The following is a 26001-nucleotide window of genomic DNA, read 5'->3' as shown; positions in this document are numbered from 1 at the left end:
TTATCGTGGCAGGGCGGTGAGAACGGAGTTGAATTCCTTCACTCGCTGCGAGTGGGCTTATCTGGAAGTCGGAGCGATCACGGCCTCAACTGCGGATTTGAGTTTCGGCGTCAGAGAGATTCCATTGCCACCCACGGCAGTTGAACGTCCGGTCCAGTCCATGAAAACGCCCCCTGCTTCTTCCACGATTGGAATCAGCGCACAAGCATCCCATTCTTCCAGCAGAGGATCAATCATCAGGTCGGCACGGCCGGTTGCGACAAGCATGTGGCCATAGCAGTCTCCCCAGCCTCGTGACAGGCGGCATTGCTTTGCCATGTTGTCGAGGACGTCGATTCGGTCAATCTGTTGGAAACCCTCGACAGCGGTATAGCAAAACAGGGAGTCTTTGAGTGCAGCGGTCGTGGTGACTTCAGCGCGAACAGGAGCGGAGTCTCCCTGTTGCCACCAGGCTCCTTGTCCGCGTGAGGCGTAGACGACTTCGCGAGTGGCGGGCAGGCGACAGATGCCGGCAATGCTTTCGCCTTGATACTGCAACCCGATCAACATGCCGAACAGAGGAACCTGATGCACGAACGACTTGGTTCCATCCACGGGATCAAGAATCCAACGGTATCCACTGTCGCCGAGTGTCTCGCCAAATTCTTCCCCTTTCACGGTGTCACGGGGAAACATTTCAAGCAGTCGTTGACGCAACAGGTCTTCTGCCTCGCGATCGGCAGCTGTCACTGGAGACTGGTCCTGTTTGAGTTCCACCTTCAGACCGGCTTCGCCGTAATACGACATCACGAGTTGGTCAGCATGTGCTGAGAATTCCAGAGCAGCCAGAAGGCGTTCTTGAACGGCGTTAAAGTCGATCATGCGGCTGTCTTTACCCTGAAGGTCCCGGTTCTGTGGCGCAGGTGCCAATGATGCATTGCGTTTGATTGTCTGTCCCCGCTCACCGAAACTGCGGGGACGGGACATGATAGAACAAACAGGTCCAAAGCAAAGAAGGTACGGTGAGATTGTCGACATTGAGTTGTCGGACAAGTCCATCGTACCTTCAGGTGTTGTGTTCTCCCCGTGTGACGAACTTCGGGGTGAAAATGACATAGGCGTTTGTGATGACACAAACGCCTATGAGTATTTGAATCGGCCAGCGACTTCTGGGGCACAAAGTGTCCTTCACAAGTCGGAAAGTCAGTCGACGCTTTCTTTCCAGCTTGTGAAATTCGACTTAGCCCCCGGTTGTGGGACGACGTTTAAGGTATTGCTGAATAATGTCTTCCGCTCGTTTCGGAGCTTCTTCCTTCGCTTTGGCCTCAGCGGTCTTTCCTTCTCCGGCTGGAGCAGCAACTGGTTTTGGAGCCGGTGCTTTTGCGCCAGTTTCAGATGGATCAGGCAGCTTGACCGGCGGGGACGGGACAGAGGATTCAGTCGCCGCTTCGACAGGCGCCGTTGCAGGTTCTGCCATCGGCATTTGCGGATAGCCCTGCGGCATCTGTGGATATCCCATCATCGGCTGCCCATACATTTGTGGGTAACCAGGGTATCCATATGGCATCATCTGAGGATATCCCATTGGTGGATACCCCATCTGCGGTGGCATTCCCGGACCGCCCGGCGGAGCAAACTGGTTTTCCGCACCAGGAGGAGCGCCGACAGTTGGCATGTAGTAATTTGACAGTCCGGGTTGTGGAACCATCGGGACGTCAGTGAGAGTTTCACTCGAGGTCGGAATCTCAAAAGATGATCCGCCGAGCACGCCGTTAACAGTTGGGGCAGGCGTGACTGGAAGGTCAGCAGAGGTGCCGCCGCTGGAGATCAACTGGGTGTCATTGGCGATCGCAATGTTTGTTGCGGTATCGCTTTCGGTGATTTTGATGACAACCCGGAACTCAATTTTGCCAATTGAAACGATGTCGCCGGAGTTGAGAACGACGCCTCCGCGAATTTTCTCGCCATTGACGAGCGTTCCGTTCGTGCTTCCGAGATCTCGAAGGCGGACGGTGAATTCGTCGACAGTGAAGACGCAGTGATGACGACTGACAAGCTCACTGTTTGGCCGAAGATGACAATCTTCCTCGCGACCAATCAAGAACTTCCCTTGTGGCAGCGGGATCACAGCCCCTGCCTGCTTACCTGACACGACACTTAATTCGGCTTGTTGCATGGACTTACGCTCCGTTTGTCCAAACATCCGCAAGCCATTCCGTCGGCGTAACAAACGCTCTTCCGAATGACTCAGGTGAGAGTCCCATTGCATGGCCCCTGACCAAGTATGACATCAACAGGGAGCCAAAGGAGAAATTATTGCGGATAGGCCTCTCTTCAATATTGATACAGTACTGATTGCTAACGGAGTATGATCGATCAAAGAAAGGTAATACGTGGTAATGTTACCGCAGTTGCCCTGACGCTGTCAATTTCTTCGTAGGCAAATCATGTAGCGTATAAACACTCACTCGACGAAAACCGGCCGATTTTATTCGTTAAAATGCAAAAAATGGACGATCCGTCACCGATTCAGTAGCGAAGTGTTGCAAATCGATGCGATGTCGTTGTGTGCTCAAGACTACTGAGTTTCTATGAATGGATCGCGTGCGAGTTTGTTGTTGCGTGAATTTGTCGGACACTGCGTCGGAATGAAAGATGTCGAAATCATACCGGTGCAGGTAAAGAACATCGCATTACAAATGCGTTATTCCTTGGTGGGATATCTGCTAAAGCGATGATTCAGCAGCAAAACGCCGGACATTTCGACCGGAATCTCGCGTGATCACTTTTCGTGCTGATGCCGTCAGGCGACTGGCAGAGTGCCTCGATCTGGCCCACGAACAGGCAATGCTTGCCACTTCAGCAGACCTGAGTTGCAATTACGTGTATTGCCGCTTGTGAAAACGCAGGGGCGGGTTGACCGGTTTTTGCGGTAAAAATAAACTTTACCATGCACGTGTGTTGCGACGATCGCAAATGGATCGCGCATGATGTCTGCATTCGAATTCGACTCTGCCCGTTTCCTCTGGACTTTGGTGATCCCATCGTGCCAGAGTTGCGGCCCGGCGGTCATGTCAGGATGGCTTTCGTCGTAATAATTTTGAGGCTTCGATTGTTCGAAGCACAATGCTGACGAAGCCGTCACGGAACGTCCTGGATCAATATCATGGATTTTATGGATCGTCTGGGTGATTTTTTTAACTCAATCACCGCAGTTATTGAGAGGATGATTCGGGGGGTATTCGGATCCGCCAACGAACGTGAAGTTCGAGCAACCGGATTCATTCGAGAACGAGACGGAAGTTCTCGAGTCATCCCAGGTTCGGTTCTGGATCGGATCAACTCACTCGAGCCGGACATGAAGAAGTTGTCTGAAGGCGAACTTCTGGCAACGACAGATCGGCTCAAGAAGAAAATCGCAGACGGGAAAACTCTGGACGATGTTCTCCCTGAAGCATTCGCTGCAGTGCGCGAGTCGAGTGTCCGTTATCTGCAGATGCGGCACTACGATGTCCAGATGGTCGGGGGATATATCCTCAACCAGGGCAAGATCGCTGAAATGATGACCGGGGAAGGAAAGACACTCGTTGCTTCTCTTCCGGCCTATCTGAATTCACTGGTTGGCAAAGTTCACGTCGTTACGGTGAACGACTATCTCGCGAAACGCGATATGGAATGGATCGGGCCGTTGCACATGGGGCTCGGCCTGACCATGGGAGCGATTCAATCCCAGATGCGGCCAGAAGAGCGGCAGAAAGAATATGCCGCGGACATCACCTACGGAACAAACAACGAGTTTGGGTTCGACTATCTTCGCGATAACATGAAGCCAACAAATCGGCTTCAGGTGCAGGGCCCGTTGGATTTTGCGATCGTCGACGAAATCGACAACATCCTGATCGATGAGGCACGAACTCCGCTGATCATTTCCGGTCCGGCTCACGACGATGTGACAAAGTATCCTCGTGCTGACCGTATTGCCCGCCAGCTCGTGCGTGACCGTGACTTCGAAGTGAAAGAGAAAGAACACAGCTGCCATCTGACCGATGAAGGGGTTCGTCGTGCGGAAGGACTGGTCGGTGTTGAGAGCTTCTATTCCGCAGGGAATATGGAGTGGCCACACCTGATCGATAATGCATTGAAGGCACACAACCTGTATCGACGCGATGTGAATTACGTCGTTGAGAATGGCGAAGTGGTCATCGTCGACGAGCACACTGGTCGTAAGATGCCAGGTCGACAATGGAGCGACGGACTGCATCAGGCCGTTGAATCCAAAGAAGGCGTTCGCGTGAAAGAAGTGTCGCAGACCATGGCGACCATCACGCTTCAGAACTACTTCAAACTTTATAAAAAGCTCGGCGGTATGACCGGTACCGCGATGACAGAAGCAAACGAGTTCCACAAGATCTACAAGTTGGGTGTGGTTGCCGTTCCAACGAACCGCCCAAGTCAGCGCATCAACTATCAGGACGTTGTCTATCGTACTGAACGTGAAAAGTGGAACGCGGTTGTTGATGAGATTGTCGAAGTGCATAAGTCCGGCCGACCGATTCTGGTCGGAACGGTTTCGATTGAGAAGAGTGAACGCCTGAGTTCGTTGCTCGGAAAACGTGGCGTGAAGCACGCTGTTCTCAATGCGAAATATCACGAACGCGAAGCCGAGTTCGTTGCTCAGGCCGGACGTCTGAATGCAGTGACGATCGCCACAAACATGGCCGGTCGCGGAACAGATATTATTCTGGGCGGTAACGCCGAACACATGGCATGGGAACAGCTGAAGAACAAATACGCTTCCCGTCTCGATGTGCCAAAACAGGAATGGGACGAACTGGCCGATCAGATTGCTCAACGGGAAGGGATGAAAGTCGAAGGCCGTAAAGTTGCGGAACTCGGCGGTCTCCATGTGGTCGGAACTGAACGCCACGATTCCCGACGTATCGACTTGCAGTTGAGAGGTCGTGCTGGTCGTCAGGGTGATCCAGGTTCAAGTCGCTTCTTCCTTTCTCTGGAAGACGACCTGATGCGAATTTTTGCTGGCGACAAAGTGAAAGCGATGCTCTCCTGGCTCGGTATGCAGGAAGGGGAATCGATTGAACACTGGTCGGTGACCAGCCAGATCGAGAAGGCACAAAAGCGGGTCGAAGAACGCCACTTCGAGTCGCGTAAGCACCTGCTCGAATATGACGAAGTGATGGACCACCAGCGTAAAGAGGTCTATACCTACCGTCAGCGAATTCTGGATGGAAATAATTGCCGCGAGCTGATTCTGGACATGCTCGATAAGCAGGTGACCAAATGGGCACTTGAGTTCCTGAAACCGCAGTACCGTTGGGAAACCGCCGCTGCGTTTGCCGGGCAAAGCATGGGAATCACTGTCGATGCTCGCGATTTGCGTGACATGGACAAAGGCCAGATGGTCACGTTCTTGAGCGGCGAAGCCAGCAGCCAGGCGGCTGGAGTCATCGAAGAACAGATCGACGAGAATCTTCCGAAAGACATGGATTCTCGGGACTGGAACTGGCAGACACTCGCCAACTGGGCAAACCGCATGTTCGGGTTGAACCTGAACGATCGCGAGTTGCGAAAGGTGGCCAGAGGAGAATTGCCGGAAGGGGAATTTGACCGGGACGAGATCGCACGGTACCTGCAGAATCGGGCAGATGAGGCGATTGAACGCTTCGATTACTCGGCACTCGATATGATTCTGGCAGCGGACTTCGGGCAGAAACAACTGTCCGGATGGCTGCGTCATCACTTCGGTGTTGAAATGACTCCGGAAGAATTGCTGGCTTTTGATGATGCGAATACTGCATTGCCGGCTGTCCTGCAGCGAGTCCGCGAGCGTTACCATGACCGTGAAGTTCGTTTCCCGGTCGCCGTCGGGATGAATCGCTATCTGGAATCCGGACCACAAGTGGATCGGGCGGGATTGATTCAGTGGGCAAATAAGCGGTTCGAAACGAATCTGACAGAAGATGATCTGAAGGAAAAAGAACGTCCTCAGATTGCAGAGACTCTGGCGGATCGCAGTCGTGAATTCTATCCAGCGACGGGATCATTTGACGCCCTTGAGCCAGCTCTGGAGCGTTCCTTCGGGGATTTGGAGAACGCCAAGGTCACCCCGGCGTCGGCCAAGGCATTTTCAGATTTCCTGCGAAGCAAGTTCCGCATTCAACTGGAACTGAACGAGCTTGAGAATCTTACAAATGCGCAGGCACGTCAGTACTGTCTGCAGCGCATCGATGATCTCTACCGTCCGGAATTGGGACAGGCAGAGCGTTACCTGTTGCTGGAGATGCTGGATCACGCCTGGAAAGAGCACCTGTATTACATGGACCATTTGCGGTCCGGAATTGGGCTCGTCGGCTATGCTCAGAAGGATCCGAAGGTCGAGTACAAACGACAGGGGATGAAAGCCTTCGAGCAGATGTGGGAACGCATTGCCGAGCAGTCGACTTCGGCGGTATTCCGTCTCGAATCCGAAAGTTCTCCTCAGTTCCTCGATTCGTTGTGGGCCAACTCCAGTGCACAGCACACACAGGCTCGTGCTGCAATCGAAGAATATGAAGAGTCAGGCCCGGATGGATCTGAATCAGCAGGTGAATCAAGTCAATCTGTGAAGACGATTCGCAACTTCGATGACAAGGTTGGACGAAACGATCTTTGTCCGTGTGGAAGTGGCAAGAAGTTCAAGAAATGTCACGGGTCCGATCAGTAACGGATTTTGGTATTGAAGACGTTTGTCAGTCAGACCAATTGATTTGACTGACAAGCAGGATGACACAGTAAGAGGGCGGCAGACATCATGGTCTGCCGCCCTCTTCTCGTTTGATCAACGGGTTTGCCTCTCAATTGCTGGGCAAACTATCGGCCTTTCGGAGCCTGACATTTCGAGAGTGCAATCAATGCATACGCTGTCGCCAGGTTTGGGTCTCCTTCGTACCAGCGTTCATTCACGTTGCTCCAACTGCCGTTAGGCTTCTGTTCTGAGAAGAGTTGCTCTGCCAGATCCTTCCGCCAGTCGTGCTTAACGGAAGAGGCATCAATGAAGACATCGCTTCCCAGTGTGTCCAGCGTTTTGGCAAACATCTGGTAGTAGTAATAGAGTCCCTGTTGGCCCATGCCGGGGTTCTCTTTCACACTGTAGAATTGTTTGAGCCAGTCGCTTGCCGCTTTGACTCGCGGGTCGTCGGGGCTGACCCCTGCGTAGAGCATGCTTTTCAACCCTGCGTAGGTCATGCTGGCGTATGAGCGGAGACCCCCATCTGGTGTTGTCCCTGCTTGTGAACTCCCGCCATTTGCTGGAGTGTAATAGAACCCACCGTCGTTCACTTTTCCTGCATTTTCTGTGGTGTTGTGCTCGGATTCACGGTTCTGGCAGCGTGAAATAAAGACCAGTGCATTCTGGACAGACGTGTCATGTGAGGAAATTCCAGCCGCCTGCATTGCTTCAAGAAAGAACGTGGTGTTTGAAAGATCCGGGCGGGAGTGAGAACCGTATCCGGCTCCTCCGAAGGACGTGTGAGACTTGTCGCCAATCTCTCCTTCGTCCCATTGGATCTCTTTCAGGTAGTTCACCGCTTTACTGATGGTGTCGTTGTAACGTCCATCGGCGTTGGCGTTGGTCAGCGTCATGACCGCGAGAGATGTTTCATAGTTTTTGTGGTTGGACTTCGGGTAATAGATTCCGCCGTCCGGTTGAATATGACGTTCGATCACCTTCAACCCTCGTTGCACAACCTCATCATCCGCAGAGACGTCGTTGATCAGCAATGAGTAAGTGACGAGCTCAGTGATTCCGATGGAGGTCGAAGATGTCCATGTGCCGTCTTCTGACTGAGTTGTTTTCAGAAACGCAATTCCCTTTCTGATGGACGACTTCAGTGGAGCAGCGGCAGGACCGACATCAGCGAAAATTGACGCGGAAAGGAGAAACGCCATCAGCCAGGCGGTCATGATAGTTGTTGTCTGATATCTCGACAGTTTCATGGTAATCCCTTTGACGGACTCATGTGTTGCTTTGCATCAATTCATAATTTTCAGTGTGTGGAGTTCTGAGTCGGCGGTCAAATGCTGTCTGGAAATTGGGGAGAATCCTGGGCTTTTCTGACAGATTTGGATTGTGCGTTGTTTGTATGGAAGCTGAACACGCCTCGTTTTCGATGACTTTTCAGTAAGAAGCACCGCTTTCTGCTTTGCCTGCGTTTGCTGTTCAACAGGAAAATGCGTGAATACCAGAGTTCATGAACGGATCGCGGAGATTCGGCGTCAGAAAGGCATCGCCTCAATGGTGTGAGACGCATAAGATTGTGACAGCAGTGTCTACGGTGTTTCGGTGTCTGAATCAGCCCATAACATCATTGTAATAGATCAACCTGATCTCGATTCATGTGATCCTGGCAGGAGAGCGAGGAACGAAATGAATGCGAATGAATCTGCGGACCGCTATTTCCATATTGCGGCAGATACGGTAGGCCTTTCATCCAACATGCGCCAATTGTTGGGAACACCGTTACGAGAGGTGAAAGTCCAGATCGCGATTGAACGGGATGATGGACAGATTGCGACCTTCATGGGGTATCGGGTCCAGCATGATAAATCACGGGGACCGATGAAAGGGGGGCTGCGATATCATCCAGAAGTTGATGCCGAGGAAGTGCGAGCCCTCGCTTCGTTGATGACCTGGAAAGCTGCCGTGGTCAACATTCCCTATGGAGGTGCCAAGGGAGGGATTGGAATTGATCCTTCAATGTTCAGTCAGCGGGAGATTGAACGCATCACCAGAAAATTTGTCGATGAGATTCATGAAGTTGTTGGGCCTGATCAGGACATCCCCGCTCCTGACATGGGAACGAACTCGCAGACCATGGCGTGGTTCATGAACCAGTACGAGAAATATCATGGGTTCAATCCTGCCTGTGTGACTGGGAAACCTGTTGAACTGCATGGTGTTGAAGGACGTGAAGAAGCCACAGGACGTGGTGTCGCGATTGTGACCCAGTCGGCGCTGGAACGTCTGAAACGAAGTCTGAAAAGTTCAACCATTGCGATTCAGGGGTTCGGTAACGTCGGAAGTTATGCTGCCAGAATTCTGCATTCACAAGGCGCGAAGATCGTCGCTATTTCGGATCAGCATGGTGGAATTCAGAACGACCAAGGACTGGATATCCCTGCGTTGCTGAAGCACTCCGCTGAGACAGGAAGCGTCGTCAACTTCCCTGGCGCTGTGAATATCTCGAATGCAGAACTGCTGGCCGCAAATGTCGATGTCCTCATTCCGGCTGCACTGGGGGGAGTGTTGACTGCAGACAACGCCAACGAGGTCAAAGCCAGATTGATTGTCGAAGCGGCGAACAATCCAACGACATTCGATGCCGACTCAATCTTTGAACGGAATAGCATTCTTGTCGTTCCCGACATCCTGGCAAACGCTGGTGGTGTGACTGTCAGTTACTACGAATGGGTGCAGAATCGACAACATTTCAAATGGGAGCTTGAAGAGGTTCGAAAACGACTTGAGAAGAACATGACCGAGAGCTTTGATCATGTCTGGAAGATTGCGAGTGAGAAGAATATTTCCCTGAGAACTGCCGCGTATGTTCTTGGAATTGGTCGTGTCGGTCGAGCGACTGTTCTTGGCGGGATCTAGATCGACGTTGAATACGCTGGCTTCAAAACGGTTGATTCGATTGATGTCTTTTCAATACTCGTAGACCACCAAGCGAACCCTGTTCGCGGCTTTGAGAGGGATGACGATGCCTGAGCAGAACCCATTGGGAGTGCTTGAAAATTTTGGTGCGGTGATAGAACGCAGTCCATTGTTGACCGGGTTGACGACTGAGGAATTAAAAGCCTGTCTTCAGCACATGCGGACAGAAGGGTTTTCGGCCGGCGAAGAGATTCTGACCGAAGGAAACAAGTACCACGGAGTCTGGATCATTCTGGACGGGTTGTGTGAAGTCATTAAGCACGGCCAGAATCGCTCGAGCCGACTGGCGACTCTTGAACCTTCCAACATCTTCGGGGAGATGTCATTTCTCCAGGCTGAAGCTCATTCAGCATCGGTCAGAGCTGTTGACCATGTGGAAACGATCCGGCTGATGTTTGATTCCTACGAGCAACTTCGTGTGGAATGTCCGTCTGCCGCTCACAAAATTGTGGTCAACATCGTTCGGGTTGTTTCCGACAGACTCCGGCGCATGGACGAGTGGACCTGCGAGCTTGTTGAACGATCCAATGATCGCAACGGGTATCACGAATGGCAGGAGTTTCGGTCCAAACTGTACTCCAGTCTCTTCGACTAAGCTCAGTTGTTGCTCATTACTGTTTGTTTTGAGTCACGTGCGAGAAATGAAAAGCGGTCTGGTTCCGATGGAGAGCCAGACCGCTTTCATTGATTCTTAGAGCGAATCCACGCAGTTCTTGTAACTGTTCGTGGAGATGAAAAACGTCAGACTTCGTCGGTGACGATTGAAAAATTCTGAATCGATTCTGATGGTTCGAGTTCAGGTTCAGGGATCTCTTTGACCGGCCCATCGAGCATGCAACTGGTGTTCACATCGCCCAACACGTTAATCGTGGTGCGGCAACGATCGAGGAACCAGTCTACCGGAATCAGCAACGCGATGTATTCGACCGGCAACCCCACTGCTGTGAATACGAGAGTCATCGTGACGAGTCCTGCCTCTGGAATTCCTGCTGCGCCGACTGATGCGAGTATTGAGGTCAGAACAACAAGTACCTGTTCCCAGCCTGACAGTTGAATTCCAAGCAGTTGTGCAACGAACAACGCAGACATTGCTTCATACAATGCTGTTCCATCGTTATTGAAATTGGCTCCTACCAAAGCTCCCATGCTTGCGGATTCTTCCCGAACGCCGAGGCGTTTGTGAAGACATTCGTAAGTCAACGGCATCGTGACGGTAGAACTGCTTGTCGAAAACGCCATGACGAGCGCATCACGCATCGCTTGCAGAACCTCTTTGGGGCTGGCCCAGGAGTGCAAGCGGATTCTGATCATGTACCAGCAGGTTTGAAGGAACAACGCGAAGACCACTGCGACAATGAAGTATCCCAATGCATAGAAGGGGGCGAAGCCTTTGGTGCCGACAATACTGGCGACGATCCCTAGAACGCCGAAAGGGACAAGCTGGATGACCCAATGCAGGACGATTAAAAGGATCTGATAGATGCTCTCGATCAGTTCTTCCAGATGAGGTATTGAGCGACGGGAACGCAACTCTCGGATGGAAAGGCCCCCGGCAAGTGCGAGGATAATGACACCGATAATGTTTGGAGAATCGCCGAACGGCCCGGTCAAGCTCTTGGGGATATTCCCCATAACGAGCTCCATTGGTGTTTTCTTGGCCAATTCCTTCAGGGTCTCGGTCGGGCTTCCGATCTTCGAGAGCTTTCCTGGCTGAAGAACATTTGCCACCGCAAGCCCAATGAAAATTGCGACGCTGGTGTTGAGGATAAGTAGAAATGCCAGCCTCGCAGCTTTGTTACGCTTAATGACAGTGGTCATCAGGACGTGAACGACGGCAATAAAGATCAACGGAGGAGCAAGAACTCCGAGCAGTTGCAGAATGATCTTCGCTGGGACCTCAAGAAACTCCGCCCTAGGACCCAATATCAGCCCGATCGCGACCCCAATGAAAAGGCCTCCCAGAATTCGAAGATAGAGTGGAATGCCGGTCCATCGACTCCAGAGTCCGCGACTGGTTCCCGTTCCCGCTTCTGTCATCTGGTCTTCCCGGTGAATTCGCTGCTGCCGTGGTCAAACATTCCAGTCGTGCGCTGACTGTGACCTCAAGGGAGCATCAATGTCGATGCCTGAAATGCTGAATCGCTCAGCATTGGCTGGCCCCGTCTGGATGATCAACTTTGCTTGATGTTGAGACAATTTAAAGTGTTGAACGTGTCGAGGAAAGGCGTGAATGGAAACCGATTCTGAAAACTTCCGAATCGTCTTCGTTCGACAATTGAAGAGTTCTTAAAGAGAGAGCCGGAAAGTCATACAGCTACAAAAACACAGGCCGGAAGTGATTTCTTCCGGCCTGTGTCTAATTGGAATTTGATTCTTAGGGCAGTCTGTGATCGCTTATCGGATCATGATGCCTTCTTTTTTAGCTTCGCGATCCTGAGATGAAGTTGATTCTTCATCAAGAATGACTTTGTATCCAATCATGTGCGGGCGAAATGGGCCCGGTGGTGGCAGGAACGGCAGAGTCACCTGATCATGCTTTGTGAATACATACACGGTCTGCTTGTTTCCGGTTGGATCCTGCAGCTGAATCGCTTTTGGCAGGTAGGCGACAGGATCGAGCAGCACTTCAGCGACACGATACTCACGTTGTTCAGCCTGCATCTTAGGGTAGGCAACGATGTGAATGATCTGCTGTGGGTTGTGCATGGAACCCAATTCGAGAATGTAGCGTTCTTTGATTTTTGCAGCCTGCATTCCAAAGAGGAATGGCAATGGGCCATCGCTGATCTTGGTTCCGCGATACTGTTCTGGAATGCGAATGCGGTTGTATTCTTTTTTGACCAGGTCGATGGCAAGAATCTGTTCGCCATCGCAGATCCACGAGTGTGCTTCAGCTGCCTGAACGCTGTAGGTCTTGTCGCCTCGTGTCACCTGACGTGCTGGTGTCGCATTGGCGTTTGGGTCTGGCATGAAATCCATACGACCTTTGTCTGGGTTTTCAAACCAGTACTTTCCAACGGCGCACTTTGCAGTCGTGAAGATTTGATCATATTCAATGCGGGTGAACTCGCCTTTCATCCGGTTGACTTGACCGGATTTCTGTTCCCAGGTCTGCAGGATTTTTTCGAGTTCAGGCGAGATAATGGCCGAGGCATCCATCGGAGCAGGGCGGCCATTAGCTTGAGCGCCTGATCCACCAGCCATCGCCGAACGCACTTCCTGTGCGTTGACAGATTGCGAGAGGACGCACGCAAAGAGAGTCAGCGCGGTTGTTAACCATCCGGCCTTACTCAAATTTAGGTACATCGGGACAGATTCCTTCCTTGGATGTCGATGCGTTCCGTCCTGGGGAGGATGGCGGTTGGCCATTCAATGCGGAGGGGGTGCTCTGCAGACGGAGACGGGTTGGCAGTCTACTTTCCGGTTGATTTCACGGAAAGACCGGTTTTTCAAGACCGGATTTGCTGCGGCATCGAGAGAGTAGTGACTTCGAATTGATAACGTCTGCCACGTTCTTTGCAGGGTTTGAGGTTCCTTGAGAGCTGCTGGCAACGAGATCGAATTGAGTCCTATCTTGAACTGGGAATGGATTGCGGAATCGTCGTTGAGGTTTCAATTCGAAACGATGGAGAGCCAACGACACATATGGGAATAGATGTTTGGTGATTGCGACGATTGCGATCGATGCTGCCTGAAGTCATAGAACCTGATATCGAAATTCGATACTGAGAAAAGGTTCGTAAATGACCTGGCTGGCAAAGTGCAGTCAGTATAGAAAAGCACCTCCCGAGGAGACCCGGGAGGTGTTTCATCATTCGACACGGAGACCGCATTCACGACTCACTGAAGAACAGGAGTGGTGAGAGGGCATCAACTGGAAGCTAAAAGTTCAACGTTCATCGTGATTTGTGAAGGCGACAGAGTGATCAATTCTGAATTGAACAGCAGCGGCCGCCTTTTCACGATGGACTGTTTGAATTAGTGCCAGTTGTGTGGATTCAGGAACCACCACCAGCGGTCGGTCTTTGAGCTGAACTTCAGGCTCCATTGACCGTCGTCCCATTCGAGGGTGGACGAACGCCAGCCCAGTGGAACCTGCGGGTATGGATAGTATGGACCAATGTATGGGAATGCACTGGCGTCATACTGAGTCGGGTACGAAATCGCTGCCGAGTTGTCGTACGGAGCATAGCTTGGCCATGCGTAGTTCGGCATGTTCGGCTGATTGTACATCTGGTGATGCCCGGTCTGCTGAATGTGACCGTACTGTGGCATGCCTTGAGGAGGCATTCCCGGTGGCATCATGCCTTGTGGTGGCATGCCCTGTGGAGGCATCCCTTGACCCATTGCCATTTGTGGTGGCATGCCTGGCTGCTGGTGGCTGACTGGCATTGCCCGTTGTGGCATACCAGGAGCTGGACCGTAGCCTGGGCCAGCTGCAGCAGTCTGCTGCATTGCTGGACGACCATTGACGGTCAGCTGGTTCAGAACCTGATGAACGCCTGGAACGCTGGCTGCGGCTCGGTGAGCCAGCATTGCCTGTTCTCGGGCTTCCACTGGTCCAATCAGGCTGGCAACGCCGTCTTTGTATCGAATTTCGATATCGTAGCCGCTCAATCCAGCGGATGTGAGGGCTTCAGCAATGTTCTGTGCGACAGCCTGATTGCTGACAGGTGCACCTGTTTCATTGCTGACCTGTTGAACACGTCCGCGAGCGGCCATTGGAGAAGCGGCAGTGTGTGCGGCCGCTGCTTCATGGCTGGCAGCTGCAACTGGACGAGTTGCAGTTCCGCCGGCTTCCATGACAGTCAGTTGGTTTTCGACGCTGCGAACACCTGCGATCCCCGAAACAATTCGGGTCACAGCTGCACGCTGAGTTGCGTCTTTGATCTGACCACGGATGATGGCAACACCACCCTGGTACTCGATCTGTACGTCTTTGTAACTTAAGCGGGCTTTACCAAGGGCAGTACCGATTTCATCGGCGACTTCCTGGTTCCCGCGATCTTGTGACGCCGTAGCGGCATCCGCGGTTCCTTTTCGGAACTCCATCGGGCCAGCCACTGTGACACTCGGTACTGCAACCAGCAGTCCGAAGCTCAGTGCCCATTTCCGTGGCAGAAGCATGGACTCACTCCTTCAGTCGTTTACATGTGAGTGTTCCGTCGCCCGACCAGTTTGCATGAGCCGGACACACCGGTCGCCCGGAGCGGAATCGATCGAATGATGTTGTCCTTGTCATCGGTAAACTCTCGCCTTGAGAATGAGTTATTCTGTGTTTTTCGCTTGAAACGGTTGTGTTGAGTGTTTCGATTCTTGATTGTGGGTGGAATGGGCAAGTTGGTGTGGTGGTTTTAGAAGCTAGTGATAGCTAGGAACCGTTTTTATTCATCGCATCGGATCGTTCGGCGTTCGCAAGGTCCCCCCTCTATATAGAAGGGGAGAGTGCTCACAGACGTTCGTTGTGTCTCACGCTTCGTTCTGGAATCAGACCTTTCACCAGATCAGGCGGTTTTACAATTTGCTGAATGGGTTAGAACTATGTGAACAGGCTGAACAGTTTTCACCGGGTAGCCTGAATCGCGAACGTCAGTGAACACCTGTTGATCGGCCGGGGAGAGAATATGGGGCGTTATGGAGATGCGCTCGAATGGCTGGATTCGCAGGCGGACCAAATGGCCGAACTGGTGAAGGTCTGGGGGAATCTGAACACCGGTACATTTAACCCCCTGGGGCTGGAAGAGTTCGCCAAGATCCTGTCCCGGACGCTTTCTGAACTGGCGGACGACGTTCAAATCGTACCTGCGGCTCCCTTTGAACAGATCGATGTGGTTGGGAAATCCGTTCCAGTTCATCTCGGGCCCAATGTTGTGGCAGTGAAACGAGACTCCGCCGCGAAACGGGTCTTACTCGCCATTCATATGGATACCGTTTACGGATTAGAGTCCTCTTTCCAGAAAGTCGAACGCACAGATGCGGTGACATTACGTGGTCCCGGCGTGGCGGATGCTAAAGGCGGAATCGTGGTGTTGCTGTTTGCTCTGCGAGCGTTTGAGCGATTTGTTGAAGCGAACAGCCAGTACGACGTTGGCTGGGATGTCATCCTGAATAGCGATGAAGAAATTGGTTCGCCGGGCTCAACAGCTCTGTTTGCAGCGGCTGCGAAACGCGTTCAACTCGGCATGCTCTATGAACCGAGTCTCCCACACGGCGGATTGATTTCGACCAGAAAAGGGAGCGGAAACTTTGCGATCGTTATTCACGGAGTGCCTGCGCATGCTGGCCGTGACTTTCATCTCGGCAGAAACGCAATCATTGCTTCGTCCCGAGTTGCAGTGGAACTCAATGCCTTGAATGGACAATTGCCAGATCTGACTTTGAATGTGGCCAGAATCGATGGCGGGGCTGCAAACAATGTGGTGCCTGACCTGGGAATTGTTCGGTTTAACATTCGATATGGTCAGCAGCAGCACGAAGAAGAGATTCGTGAGTCGATCGAAAGGATCATGACAGGCATTTCCAGTGAGCTTGGCGTACAGATGAAGCTGGACGGTCTGTTTCGGGCTCCTCCGAAGCTGATGACGCCTGAACTGGAACGCATGCTGAAGCGATTCCACACCTGCGGGAAAAATCTCGGAATGGAACTGAACTGGACATCAAGTGGCGGTGTCTGCGACGGGAATCGACTGGCGGCGTACGGGATTCCCAACGTCGATACCTTAGGCGTTCGCGGGGGGAACATTCACAGCTCAGAAGAGTTTGTTTTGCTTGAGAGTCTTGTGGAAAGGGCGAAGCTTTCTGCGTTGTTTCTGATGAAGCTCGCCGATGGGGAATATGACTGATGGAATTGAAATGCTGATCCCCTGGATCTCCCTGTATTACGGTTGAATTGTGGTTGAATTATCGAAACAGGGAGAGAATGAACGAAAGCAATCGACCGATCACATTCAGAATGAGACACCAGATTGCGAGTTGAAAAGCAATGTGTGCACCAGAGCAAATCCAGCGTTTGGAGAACTGAAGGCTCGACTCAGCCAGCCGGTAAATCAGCGGACGATTCCTGAGCTCCTGGCATTGGACGGCCTGTGTGATCTCAGCGACCGCTTCGATCCGTTCCCATTCGAGTTCGGTTTCTCGCCGGACGAGATCGCCGGGTTGAAGGGCGCCGCGAGAGAATTGCTGGACGACCTCACGGAGTGTGAACGGTCCGATTTCATCGTCGGTAAAGCAATACCATCTGGATTTCAGACGTCGCATTTTCAATACGAGAGCGCTGAGATCGCTGGTGAGAATCAGTGACGATCTCGGCTGAACACCAAAGTGGCGGTCTTCGAACAGTCGTCAGTAAAGATGAGAAGGGAGGGGGAGTGATTCGCACTCCGGCTCCTGACGACATCAGGCACACGCGGCTTCATGCATAGTATGACTCAGCGAGGATTCCTGTGCGTTCTGTCAACTTCCGACTGATCGCGTCCACCTGTTCATTGGAGAGTGAGGTGACAAAACTCTCGGCAGGCTGTCTGGCAACAGTATAGACTTGAACCAGTTTCAATTGACCGCCTGCCTGAATGATGTCGTTGATACGTTGAATGTAGGCGTCGATCTCGGATTCGCTCGGAGGGACTCCTTCCACATTCATGAACAGACTTTGAATGACCAGCGGTCGCACGGACGCGGCGACGGTGATGTTGTCCAGAATCCGTTGAAACGGAATCTTCGTCCGGTCAATGAGCTGAAAATACTCTTCCGTTCCGGCATCGAGCTTGGCCCAGATTTCGCCCTGATTCTGATCGAGAATTGCCAGACCGGCCTGAACGCGTTCCCGATGAAACATACTGGCATTGGTGATCAGGACCATCTTGACCGTATCGAGCTTGAACTCTCGTTTCAGTGCGGCGACCTTCTCGATGATGTCATCGAAATTGCGAAACGTCGTCGGCTCTCCATCACCTGAAAACGCGATGTCGTTCAGGCGGCGTAAATGTGGTGGGACACTGGCAAACTTCGGATCTTCAAAGATTTCACCGGATGCACACAGTGTCAGCATGTCCCGGATTTCGTTCAGCAGTCGATCGAGCTCGACAAAACGCTGGTCTGCTTCACTGCGTCGATCCACCTGACAATAGATGCAATCAAAGTTGCAAACCTTGTCCGGGTTCAGATTCACACCAATTGACAGGCCGTGACTGCGCCGCGAGATCACCGGATAGACGAACTTGTTGTGTTCGTATTTCCGGGAGTGCGATCGGTGCTGTTCAATACTTTGCTGTGCCATAGAACATCGAATCGGCGGGTGTGAATAACGTTCTGAGCCTACTTTACGGAGTGAGACACGGACGGAAGTCAAAAGGATCTCTCCTTTTGTTGAAATACGTGCCGTTATGAACGCCATCCGGGACTATAGAGTCATTGCGCGAAGGCGTCTGACTGAGTTCACGACGGATGCCGTTTAACCGCAAGCAGATCCCTGTCGCTTCAGTCCAAAATATTCACGTCCGAAACATCAATCATATTCGAGCAGCAGGGTGAGTCGACGCTGAATCAGGAAATTTGCCTGTCCTAAGCGAACGCTCTGCTCTCCGAGGTGCTTTGAATATGTCTGGCCTGTGATCGTCGTCTCAATCGATAAAGAGGACGTGTTCGAACGGAAGCCTTCATCTGCGCAGAACTTCAATCAAATTCAATGCATGTGAATGCTCGGGTTTGGCGAAAATCAGGGGAATTCTCATCCGTTTGCGGTGAGTTTTCTTTCTGGGGGATTTCCGTCGATGATCTGTTCAACTTCCTGATTAACAGACTCGACGTCAGGATCAAAACTCGAAATACTTGCAGTGAAAGTCTCTCGATTCTGATTCCAGGGGCGAGATGACCTCGAATTGATGAGCCAGATTTCTTCTTAACGGTGCCAATTTTCAGTCAGTTAATAAGAGATAGCGTTCGTCCCGGGCTCTCGATTCAGATTTGATGTTTCAGTCGTTCGATTCAAAACGATCTCTGCCGAGGTATTGAATGTCTTTTTCTCTGAGTAGCCCTCCACGTATTCTTGCAATTCATGCTCACCCTGATGACATTGAATTGCAGTGTGCAGGGACTCTGGCACTTCTGAAAGAACGTGGTTGCGAAATTTTCCTGGCGACAATGACTCCCGGTGACAAGGGGAGCGCAGAACTCGGAGCAGATGAAATTGCCGCAGTTCGTCGCGCAGAAGCCAAGCGGGCAGCTGACCTGCTGGGAGCTCCTTACATCTGTCTCGAATTCCGCGACCTGGCGATTGAGGTCAATAACGAAGGCCGTCGGAAAGTGACAGAAGTCCTGCGTCGGACTCAACCAGATATCATCATTACTGCGCCTCCGGTCGACTATATGAACGACCACGAAGCGACCTGTAAGCTGGTTCGCGAAGCCTGTTTCTGCGCTGCTGTTCCGAATTTCAGAACCGAGCAGTGGGATCCAGCTCCGCTTACAAAACACATCCCGGCGTTGTACTTCGTTGACCCGATCGAAGGGACTGACTGGTTCGGAAATCAGATTCCAGCCGACTTCGTGGTCGATGTCACGAAGACGATGGATCTGAAACTTGAGATGCTCGCCTGCCACGAAAGCCAGCGTGAATGGCTCCGTCGTCAGCACGGTATGGATGAGTACCTCGATTCTTGCCGCCGCTGGTCAGAAAAACGCGGGGCAGAGATTGGTGTGCAATTCGGAGAAGGATTCCGCCAGTACCTCGGCCATCCATATCCACACGACAATGTGTTGCTCGAACTGCTGAAATAATCTTCTACGGCAGCCAGATTGAATTGAAATAAAGAAGCCCCGGCAACATGTTGACCGGGGCTTCTCTTTTGTAGGTGTTCTGCGTTCTGTCTTACGTTGCCGAGTTCAGGAATTGCACTCCTGCGTACATCGTTGAAGCACACTGAATCACTTCGAGGATTTGTTCTGAAGTGAGGCCGAGTTCTCGTGATTTCTCAACGTGTCCTGAGGTGCAGGGCTTACACGCATTGATGTCACTAATTGCGACGTTGAGAATTTCAACAAGTCGATCACCAAGTGAAGTACTGTGGAAGGTGTGAGCCCGCAAGCCGACTCCCATTCCTTCAAACAGGCTGGAACCGCTGAGGTCCCGGAACTTGAAGAAGGTATTGTACATATAGTTGGTCGCGGACACTGCCAGAATCTCTGCAACCTGTTCCTTGCTGAACCCCAAGGTCTCACATCGGGCTCCGAAATAGTCGAGCCACGGTTTGCATTTTCCATGAGCAGCGACAGCAAGTCCAATCGCCGCTTTGGTTTTTGCGTCGATCTGTCCATCGGTATACACGAACTTTTTGAAGTTCATGTAGAAGTCGCGGAGAAAGATTTCCACGTTGCCGTAGATAAAGAAGGGTTCGGGAATTGCTTCCGATCCAAACATCTCAGCGATTCGGCTGTAGTGTTGGGCGACCTTCTCTGAGGCCGATTCAACTGGGACTGGTGACAGCAAAGCCATTTTATTTCTCCAATATCAAATACGGAACTCTCGTCCGCTTGGCATTCATTTGGCGAAAGACCAGTCTTTCGCAGTCTCTGGATTGCTATTCGCATCCCACCTTCAAACGTCAGAGTGATCGCTGAAAGTCTCCAGTGGTCTTGGCGATGCCTCTCTGTGGCTGCATCATGATAGACCGAAGCACTTCAGAGTGAAAACACGACCATCTCGACCGGTTTGAGTGGCCTGCTCGTGATTCGCCACTGACGGGGTTTGGGATGTGCATACGGTCTTTTATAGATCGCTCACGAATGTTTTCCATTTTTCATCGCTGGAGATTGGATAAAAACGCTCTCTTTGCCCGGTGTCCCTCTCTTGGCAGGCAGAAATCACATTGCTGCAAACTGCATTTTCGAGCTAAATTTCTACCCCGGAGCGACTTGCTCCAATGGAGATCTGGCGGAGCAGGGTGAACCTGCTGCCGGGCTTGCGGTCAGGGAGAAGACATGTTGCAGTTTGTTCGTTCCAATTGGCGGTCTCTTACGATTCTGACCGCCTTGACGCTGGGAGTTTATCTCGGAACGTTCAAGAACGATTTCGTCGACTATGACGACGACCGGTTCGTGACCCAAAACCTTGCTGTGCTGCATGGGCTCAGTTGGAGTGGAGTCGTTTACGCATTCACGACATTCGATACCGGAACATGGATTCCGCTCACCTGGCTGTCGCTTCAGCTTGATTCGACACTCTTTGGACTGAATGCGTCCGGATTTCACGGTACAGGTTTGCTGTTACATCTCGCCAATGTGGCGTTGTTTTATGCGTTTTTGCGACGCGTCGGCGTTTCAGATCTCGTTGCTCTCTTCGCTGCTCTCGTCTTTGGCATCCACCCATTACATGTCGAATCGGTCGCCTGGGTTTCAGAGCGTAAAGACGTTCTCAGTACATTTTTTCTGCTGCTGACCCTACTGGCCTATGTGCACTATTCAAAGCGGCCAGATTTGAACCGGTACTGGGGAGTACTTGGTCTTCTGGTGTTAGGTCTGCTTTCCAAGCCAATGCTGGTCACATTGCCGGCGTTGATGCTGGTCCTGGACCTTTGGGTATTGAACCGCTGTGATGGCTTCCGAGAGTCAGGGCTTCTCCACCATTCGAGCAGGGCATCGTTATGGCGACTGAGTTTGGAGAAGGTGCCCATGTTCATGATCGTCGGTCTTTTTGCCGTTGTGACGATTCTGGCCCAGAAAAGCGATCTCGCGGTCATGGATCTCGCTCATCATTCGTTTTTAGCACGAGCCTGTAATGCTCTCTGCTCATATGCCTGGTATCTCAACAAGACAATCCTGCCTTGGAATCTCTGTGCTTTTTATCCACTGGAACATGGCCAAATCGACGGGCCTGCCACGCTCTGGTCGCTGTCTCTGCTGATTTCAATCTCTGCAGGAGTCTGGATTTGGGCACGAGAGAAACCGTACCTGATTGTCGGCTGGTTGTGGTATCTGATTTCACTTGTGCCGGTGATCGGGCTGTTTCAGGTTGGTGGTCAGGCCCATGCTGACCGTTTCACTTACGTTCCCCATCTGGGGTTGTTCTGGGCACTCACATTGCTCGCAGCGGACCTTACCAGCTCATTGAAATTTGCTCGCCCTGTGCGAATGGGAATTGCAGCAGTGATCGTCGCCGTCTGTGGTGTCAGCACGCTTTATCAGGTGTCGACATGGAGAGATACGCAGTCACTGTGGTCCCATGCAGATCGAATTCAGACAGCAAACTGGATGGCAAAGTTCTACCTGGGACTCGACCACTTGCGGCAGCGGAACGTTGATGAGGCGAGAGATTACGCCAAGCAGTCGTTAGATATTTGCCCTCACAACACCGACGCATTGGCATTGCTGGGGAAAACCTATCTGAATGAGGAACGCTGGGACTATGCCGCAATCCCTTTTCAGACGGCCCTTGAGATTAACCCCTTCCATCGGGATTCTCTTATCGGGATGGCGGCAGTCAGCCACGGTAACCGGAGATTCCGCGATGCAGAGAACTATCTCGTCTATTCACTGGAGAAACGTCCGTCAGATCCGTATGTCAGAATCCAACTCGGCTCTCTCTATGCACAAATAGGACGAGAGACGGCAGCGTTTGAACAGTTTGCAGCAGCCATCAAAGCAAATCCACGCTACACATTAGCATGGAAAATGATGGGACAGCTGCAGGCACGCGCCGGCCAGCATGAAGACGCACTTCAATCGTATCTCACTGCGATTCGACTCAGCTCAGAGGATCCAGAATGCTTTTCTTGCGTCGCGAAATTGTACCGGTCTTTAGGAGATGCCGAGTCAGCAAGCATCTACCAAGCCCAGGTTGAGATCATGACACAGGAGAAAACATCTCCTGGTGTTATTCAGGCTTCCGCGACAGTCATTCGATAAGTGGAATCAGAATCAATTCATCAAGCTGTAAACAATGAAACCCGGTTGCCCTACGCACAAAGTAGCAGGCAACCGGGTTTCATTTTGCATTCTGAACACATCGCCGTCTGGACTAGCGGGCATTAACGAGGCTCGATAGTGAGGAATGTCGAGTGACAGGAACTCCGCACCGATCTCAATACGAATTCGGCTTTCCGTCTGTGCTACTCGACACTGTTCTGCCGCTTCGCAGTGCGCATAAAAAAAAGCCCATCAGGAGTGAACCTGATGGGCTTGATAGATAATTAAAACCGGCGATAACCTACTTTCGCACCTTTCGGCACTATCATCGGCTCCAGTTGCTTAACGGTCGTGTTCGGAATGGGAACGTGTGTTTCCAACTGGATAAAGTCACCGGAAATTGTTGAGCATCCGGTTAAAAATGCTCAACACTCCACCTGACGGTGAATATTAAAATGGCGAATAGACGCGTTAGCTTTAGCTCTTGAAGAAATTTGCGCACCTGCGTGACCGTAATTAAAGTGGTCAAGCGTTCGTCCATTAGTACTGGTCAGCTGAGAGTGTTGCCACTCTTACACAGCCAGCCTATTAACCTGGTAGTCTTCCAGGGGACTCAATCGAAATCTGATCTTGGGACTGGCTTCGCGCTTAGATGCTTTCAGCGCTTATCCGAACCGTTCTTAGCTACCCTGCGCTGCCTCGAGCGAGACAACAGGAACACCAGAGGAACGTCCCTCCAAATCCTCTCGTACTAAAGAGAAACTCCCTCAAATTTCGTGCGCCCACAGCAGATAGGGACCGACCTGTCTCACGACGGTCTAAACCCAGCTCACGTACCACTTTAACCGGCGAACAGCCGGACCCTTGGGAGCTTCTTCACCCCCAGGATGTGATGAGCCGACATCGAGGTGCCAAACCCCGCCGCCGCTATGGACGCTCGGGCGGGATCAGCCTGTTATCCCCAGAGTACCTTTTATCTGTTGAGCGACGGCCCTTCCATTCGGAACCGCCGGATCACTAACTCCGACTTTCGTCTCTGCTCGACCCATCGGTCTCGCAGTCAAGCACCCTTCTACGTTTACGCTCTTTGCCTGATTGCCAACCAGGCTGAGGGTACCTTTGAGCTCCTCCGTTACTCTTTAGGAGGAGACCGCCCCAGTCAAACTGCCCAACTGGCACTGTCCACGTTTTTGATAACGGGTTAGATATCAAGCATCCTCAGGGTGGTATTTCACCAATGGCTCATCGAAATCTGGCGACTCCGAATCAAAGCCTCCCACCTATCCTACACAGAACATGCCTAATACCAATACCAGCCTACAGTAAAGGTTCATAGGGTCTTTCCGTCACGCTGCGGGTACGTGGCATCTTCACCACGGCTACAATTTCACCGGGTCGCTGGTTGAGACAGTGCTCCAGTCATTACGCCATTCATGCAGGTCGGAACTTACCCGACAAGGAACTTCGCTACCTTAGGACCCTCATAGTTAGGGCCGCCGTTTACCGGAGCTTTGGTTGTGGGCGTGAACCCCCTTCCTTGACTTACCGGCACCGAGCAGGCGTCAGACTCTATACATCCTCTTACGAGTTCGCAGAGTCCTGTGTTTTTAGTAAACAGTTGCCAGAGCCGCTTTGCTGTGGCCTTCTTGCGAAGGCACCCCTTATCCCGAAGTTACGGGGCCAATTTGCCGAGTTCCTTAACCAGCGTTTTCCCGAGCGCCTGAGGCTACTCGCCTCGCCTACCTGTGTCAGTTTTAGTACGGTTGTATTAGCGTATGGGCTTTTCTCGGTTGTCCTTCACGTCACTTCATCAACTAGGACTCGGCCTTGCGGCACGGGACAATCTAATCTCCCGATGACGATCCAAACAACGTCCTCCACACTACAGCGCAGGAATATTAACCTGCTGTCCATCGTCTACCCCTTTCGGGCTCAACTAAGGGACCGGCTAACCCTGGGCGGATTTACCTTCCCCAGGAAACCTTAGGCTTACGGCGGGCAGGATTCTCACCTGCCTTATCGTTTACTCATTCCGGCATAATCACTTCCACTGCCCAAAATGGCTCCTCACGGTACCACGTGCTGCAATGGAACGCTCTCCTACCAATCACTTACGTGATTCCGCTGCTTCGGTGTTCGACTTACTCCCGTTCATTATCGGTGCATGAATACTTGACCGGTAAGCTATTACGCACTTTTTAAATGGTGGCTGCTTCTAAGCCAACATCCCGGCTGTCACTGTATCCAAACATCCTTTCTGACTGAGTCGAACTTTGGGACCTTAGCAGGCGATCTGGGTTGTTTCCCTCTTGACAGCGGAGCTTATCCCCCGCCGACTAACTCCCGAGATAGTCGTACTGGTATTCGGAGTTTGGTCAGGACGGGTACCCTGGGAAGGGCCCCGAACCAATTCAGTCTCTCTACCCCCAATACGTAGTGCCTCGAGGCTAACCCTAAAGTTATTTCGGAGAGAACGAGCTATCTCCCAGTTTGATGAGACTTTTACTCCTCCCCACAGGTCATCCCCTGATTTTTCAACATCAGTGAGTTCGGTCCTCCACGCAGTCTTACCCGCGCTTCAACCTGCCCATGGGTAGTTCACAAGGGTTCGCGTCTATAGCCATTGACAATGTCGCCCTATTCAGACTTGGTTTCCCTGCGGCTTCGATCCGGAAGATCTTAACCAGCCAATGACCATAACTCGCCGGATCATTATGCAAAAGGCACGCCGTCACACCGTTAAAAACATGGTGCTCCGACAGCTTGTAGGCACATGGTTTCAGGTTCTTTCCCTCCCCTAGAAGGGGTTCTTTTCATCTTTCGCTCGCGCTACTTTTCACTATCGGTCGTTGGTTAGTACTTAGCCTTACGAGATGGTCCTCGCAGATTCAGACCGGGTTCCACGTGCCCGGCCCTACTCGGGTGCCAACTAGCCGCTTCATGCTTTCGGATACGGGACTATCACCCTCTATGGTCTCTGTTTCCTCAGAGATTCTCCTAGCAATTCGCGTACATATTGTTGGTCCCACAACCCCGGATACCGTAGTATCCGGTTTGGGCTATTCCCTTTTCGCTCGCCACTACTCAGGGAGTCGAGTTTTCTTTCTTTTCCTGTGGGTACTTAGATGTTTCAGTTCCCCACGTTCGCCCTGCTTTCGCAGTTATTCGGGAATCCCGGGATCAACGCCTATTTGACGGCTCCCCCAGGCTTTTCGCAGCCTTTCACGCCCTTCATCGCCTTCCAACGCCAAGACATCCCCCATGTGCCCTTATTAGCTTGACCACCTTAATTGCAACCACGCAGATGTTCTCCGCATCGTACAACTAAAATTGGCAAGCCACTCTAATTACTGCTGATTCTCATCAGCAGCTAAACGATTAGTTGCAACTTGCGTTGCAACGCCGCACGCCAG

15 protein-coding genes and 2 rRNA genes are annotated in these 26001 nt (G+C 51.9%); 6 read left to right on the top strand and 11 right to left on the bottom strand.

Features of this window, described 5'->3' with window-relative positions; translation table 11 throughout:
* Window positions 1–57: 57 nt before the first annotated feature.
* On the bottom strand, window positions 58–966 hold the full coding sequence (locus tag SH527x_RS11640; RefSeq protein ID WP_437190846.1) for an inositol monophosphatase family protein: 909 nt from the start codon (window positions 964–966) through the stop codon (window positions 58–60).
* A 253-nt stretch (window positions 967–1219) separates the two neighbouring features.
* Window positions 1220–2155, bottom strand: a complete 936-nt coding sequence (locus SH527x_RS11635) for an FHA domain-containing protein (RefSeq protein WP_437190845.1) — start codon at window positions 2153–2155, stop codon at window positions 1220–1222.
* Window positions 2156–3145: 990 nt separating this feature from the next.
* Here SH527x_RS11635 and secA point away from each other — a divergent pair.
* Window positions 3146–6700, top strand: coding sequence for a preprotein translocase subunit SecA (gene secA / locus SH527x_RS11630; RefSeq protein WP_437190844.1), 3555 nt, complete (start codon window positions 3146–3148; stop codon window positions 6698–6700).
* A gap of 146 nt (window positions 6701–6846) precedes the next feature.
* Here secA and SH527x_RS11625 read toward each other — a convergent pair whose 3' ends face one another.
* Window positions 6847–7971 carry a hypothetical protein gene (locus tag SH527x_RS11625; RefSeq protein ID WP_437190843.1) on the bottom strand — a complete coding sequence of 375 codons (1125 nt, stop codon included), beginning with the start codon at window positions 7969–7971 and terminating at the stop codon, window positions 6847–6849.
* A gap of 430 nt (window positions 7972–8401) precedes the next feature.
* On the opposite strand from SH527x_RS11625, the gene SH527x_RS11620 reads away from it, so the two are divergent.
* Together SH527x_RS11620 and SH527x_RS11615 are read left to right on the top strand one after the other, a co-directional pair.
* On the top strand, window positions 8402–9631 hold the full coding sequence (locus tag SH527x_RS11620; protein ID WP_437190842.1) for a Glu/Leu/Phe/Val family dehydrogenase: 1230 nt from the start codon (window positions 8402–8404) through the stop codon (window positions 9629–9631).
* Between the two features lie 106 nt (window positions 9632–9737).
* Window positions 9738–10286: a Crp/Fnr family transcriptional regulator gene (locus SH527x_RS11615; RefSeq protein WP_437190841.1), complete on the top strand. Its 549-nt coding sequence runs from the start codon at window positions 9738–9740 to the stop codon at window positions 10284–10286.
* 146 nt (window positions 10287–10432) lie between these two features.
* On the opposite strand, the gene SH527x_RS11610 is transcribed toward SH527x_RS11615, so the two are convergent.
* The 3 genes from SH527x_RS11610 to SH527x_RS11600 all read right to left on the bottom strand — a co-directional run bounded on the left by SH527x_RS11610 (window position 10433) and on the right by SH527x_RS11600 (window position 14818).
* Window positions 10433–11728: a dicarboxylate/amino acid:cation symporter gene (locus tag SH527x_RS11610; RefSeq protein WP_437190840.1), complete on the bottom strand. Its 1296-nt coding sequence runs from the start codon at window positions 11726–11728 to the stop codon at window positions 10433–10435.
* A gap of 357 nt (window positions 11729–12085) precedes the next feature.
* Window positions 12086–12997, bottom strand: a complete 912-nt coding sequence (locus SH527x_RS11605; RefSeq protein WP_437190839.1) for a hypothetical protein — start codon at window positions 12995–12997, stop codon at window positions 12086–12088.
* Window positions 12998–13669: 672 nt separating this feature from the next.
* On the bottom strand, window positions 13670–14818 hold the full coding sequence (locus SH527x_RS11600; RefSeq protein WP_437190838.1) for a BON domain-containing protein: 1149 nt from the start codon (window positions 14816–14818) through the stop codon (window positions 13670–13672).
* Window positions 14819–15315: 497 nt separating this feature from the next.
* On the opposite strand from SH527x_RS11600, the gene SH527x_RS11595 reads away from it, so the two are divergent.
* Window positions 15316–16533 (top strand): hydrolase, encoded by a 1218-nt coding sequence (locus SH527x_RS11595; RefSeq protein ID WP_437190837.1) that lies wholly within the window; start codon window positions 15316–15318, stop codon window positions 16531–16533.
* Between the two features lie 58 nt (window positions 16534–16591).
* Here SH527x_RS11595 and SH527x_RS11590 read toward each other — a convergent pair whose 3' ends face one another.
* A complete protein-coding gene (locus SH527x_RS11590; RefSeq protein ID WP_437190836.1) occupies window positions 16592–16948 on the bottom strand; it encodes a DUF4339 domain-containing protein in 357 nt (118 codons plus the stop codon).
* Between the two features lie 154 nt (window positions 16949–17102).
* Window positions 17103–17966 (bottom strand): radical SAM protein, encoded by an 864-nt coding sequence (locus SH527x_RS11585; RefSeq protein ID WP_437190835.1) that lies wholly within the window; start codon window positions 17964–17966, stop codon window positions 17103–17105.
* A gap of 734 nt (window positions 17967–18700) precedes the next feature.
* Here SH527x_RS11585 and SH527x_RS11580 point away from each other — a divergent pair.
* Complete coding sequence (locus SH527x_RS11580) at window positions 18701–19465, top strand: PIG-L deacetylase family protein (RefSeq protein ID WP_437190834.1); 765 nt, start codon at window positions 18701–18703, stop codon at window positions 19463–19465.
* A gap of 91 nt (window positions 19466–19556) precedes the next feature.
* Here the strand turns inward: SH527x_RS11580 and SH527x_RS11575 are convergent, their stop codons facing one another.
* A complete protein-coding gene (locus SH527x_RS11575; RefSeq protein WP_437190833.1) occupies window positions 19557–20180 on the bottom strand; it encodes a carboxymuconolactone decarboxylase family protein in 624 nt (207 codons plus the stop codon).
* A gap of 485 nt (window positions 20181–20665) precedes the next feature.
* On the opposite strand from SH527x_RS11575, the gene SH527x_RS11570 reads away from it, so the two are divergent.
* On the top strand, window positions 20666–22588 hold the full coding sequence (locus SH527x_RS11570) for a tetratricopeptide repeat protein (protein ID WP_437190832.1): 1923 nt from the start codon (window positions 20666–20668) through the stop codon (window positions 22586–22588).
* 288 nt (window positions 22589–22876) lie between these two features.
* Here SH527x_RS11570 and rrf read toward each other — a convergent pair.
* Together rrf and SH527x_RS11560 are read right to left on the bottom strand one after the other, a co-directional pair.
* Window positions 22877–22986 (bottom strand): 5S ribosomal RNA (rrf, locus tag SH527x_RS11565).
* Between the two features lie 123 nt (window positions 22987–23109).
* Window positions 23110–25871, bottom strand: a 23S ribosomal RNA gene (locus SH527x_RS11560).
* Between the last annotated feature and the right edge of the window lie 130 nt (window positions 25872–26001).

The organism is Planctomicrobium limosum (genome assembly GCF_051465645.1).
In the GTDB taxonomy this organism is placed as follows: Bacteria; Planctomycetota; Planctomycetia; order Planctomycetales; family Planctomycetaceae; genus Planctomicrobium.
The sequence above is the reverse complement of the archived record's forward strand: the minus strand, read 5'-3'. Positions and strand labels throughout refer to the sequence as shown.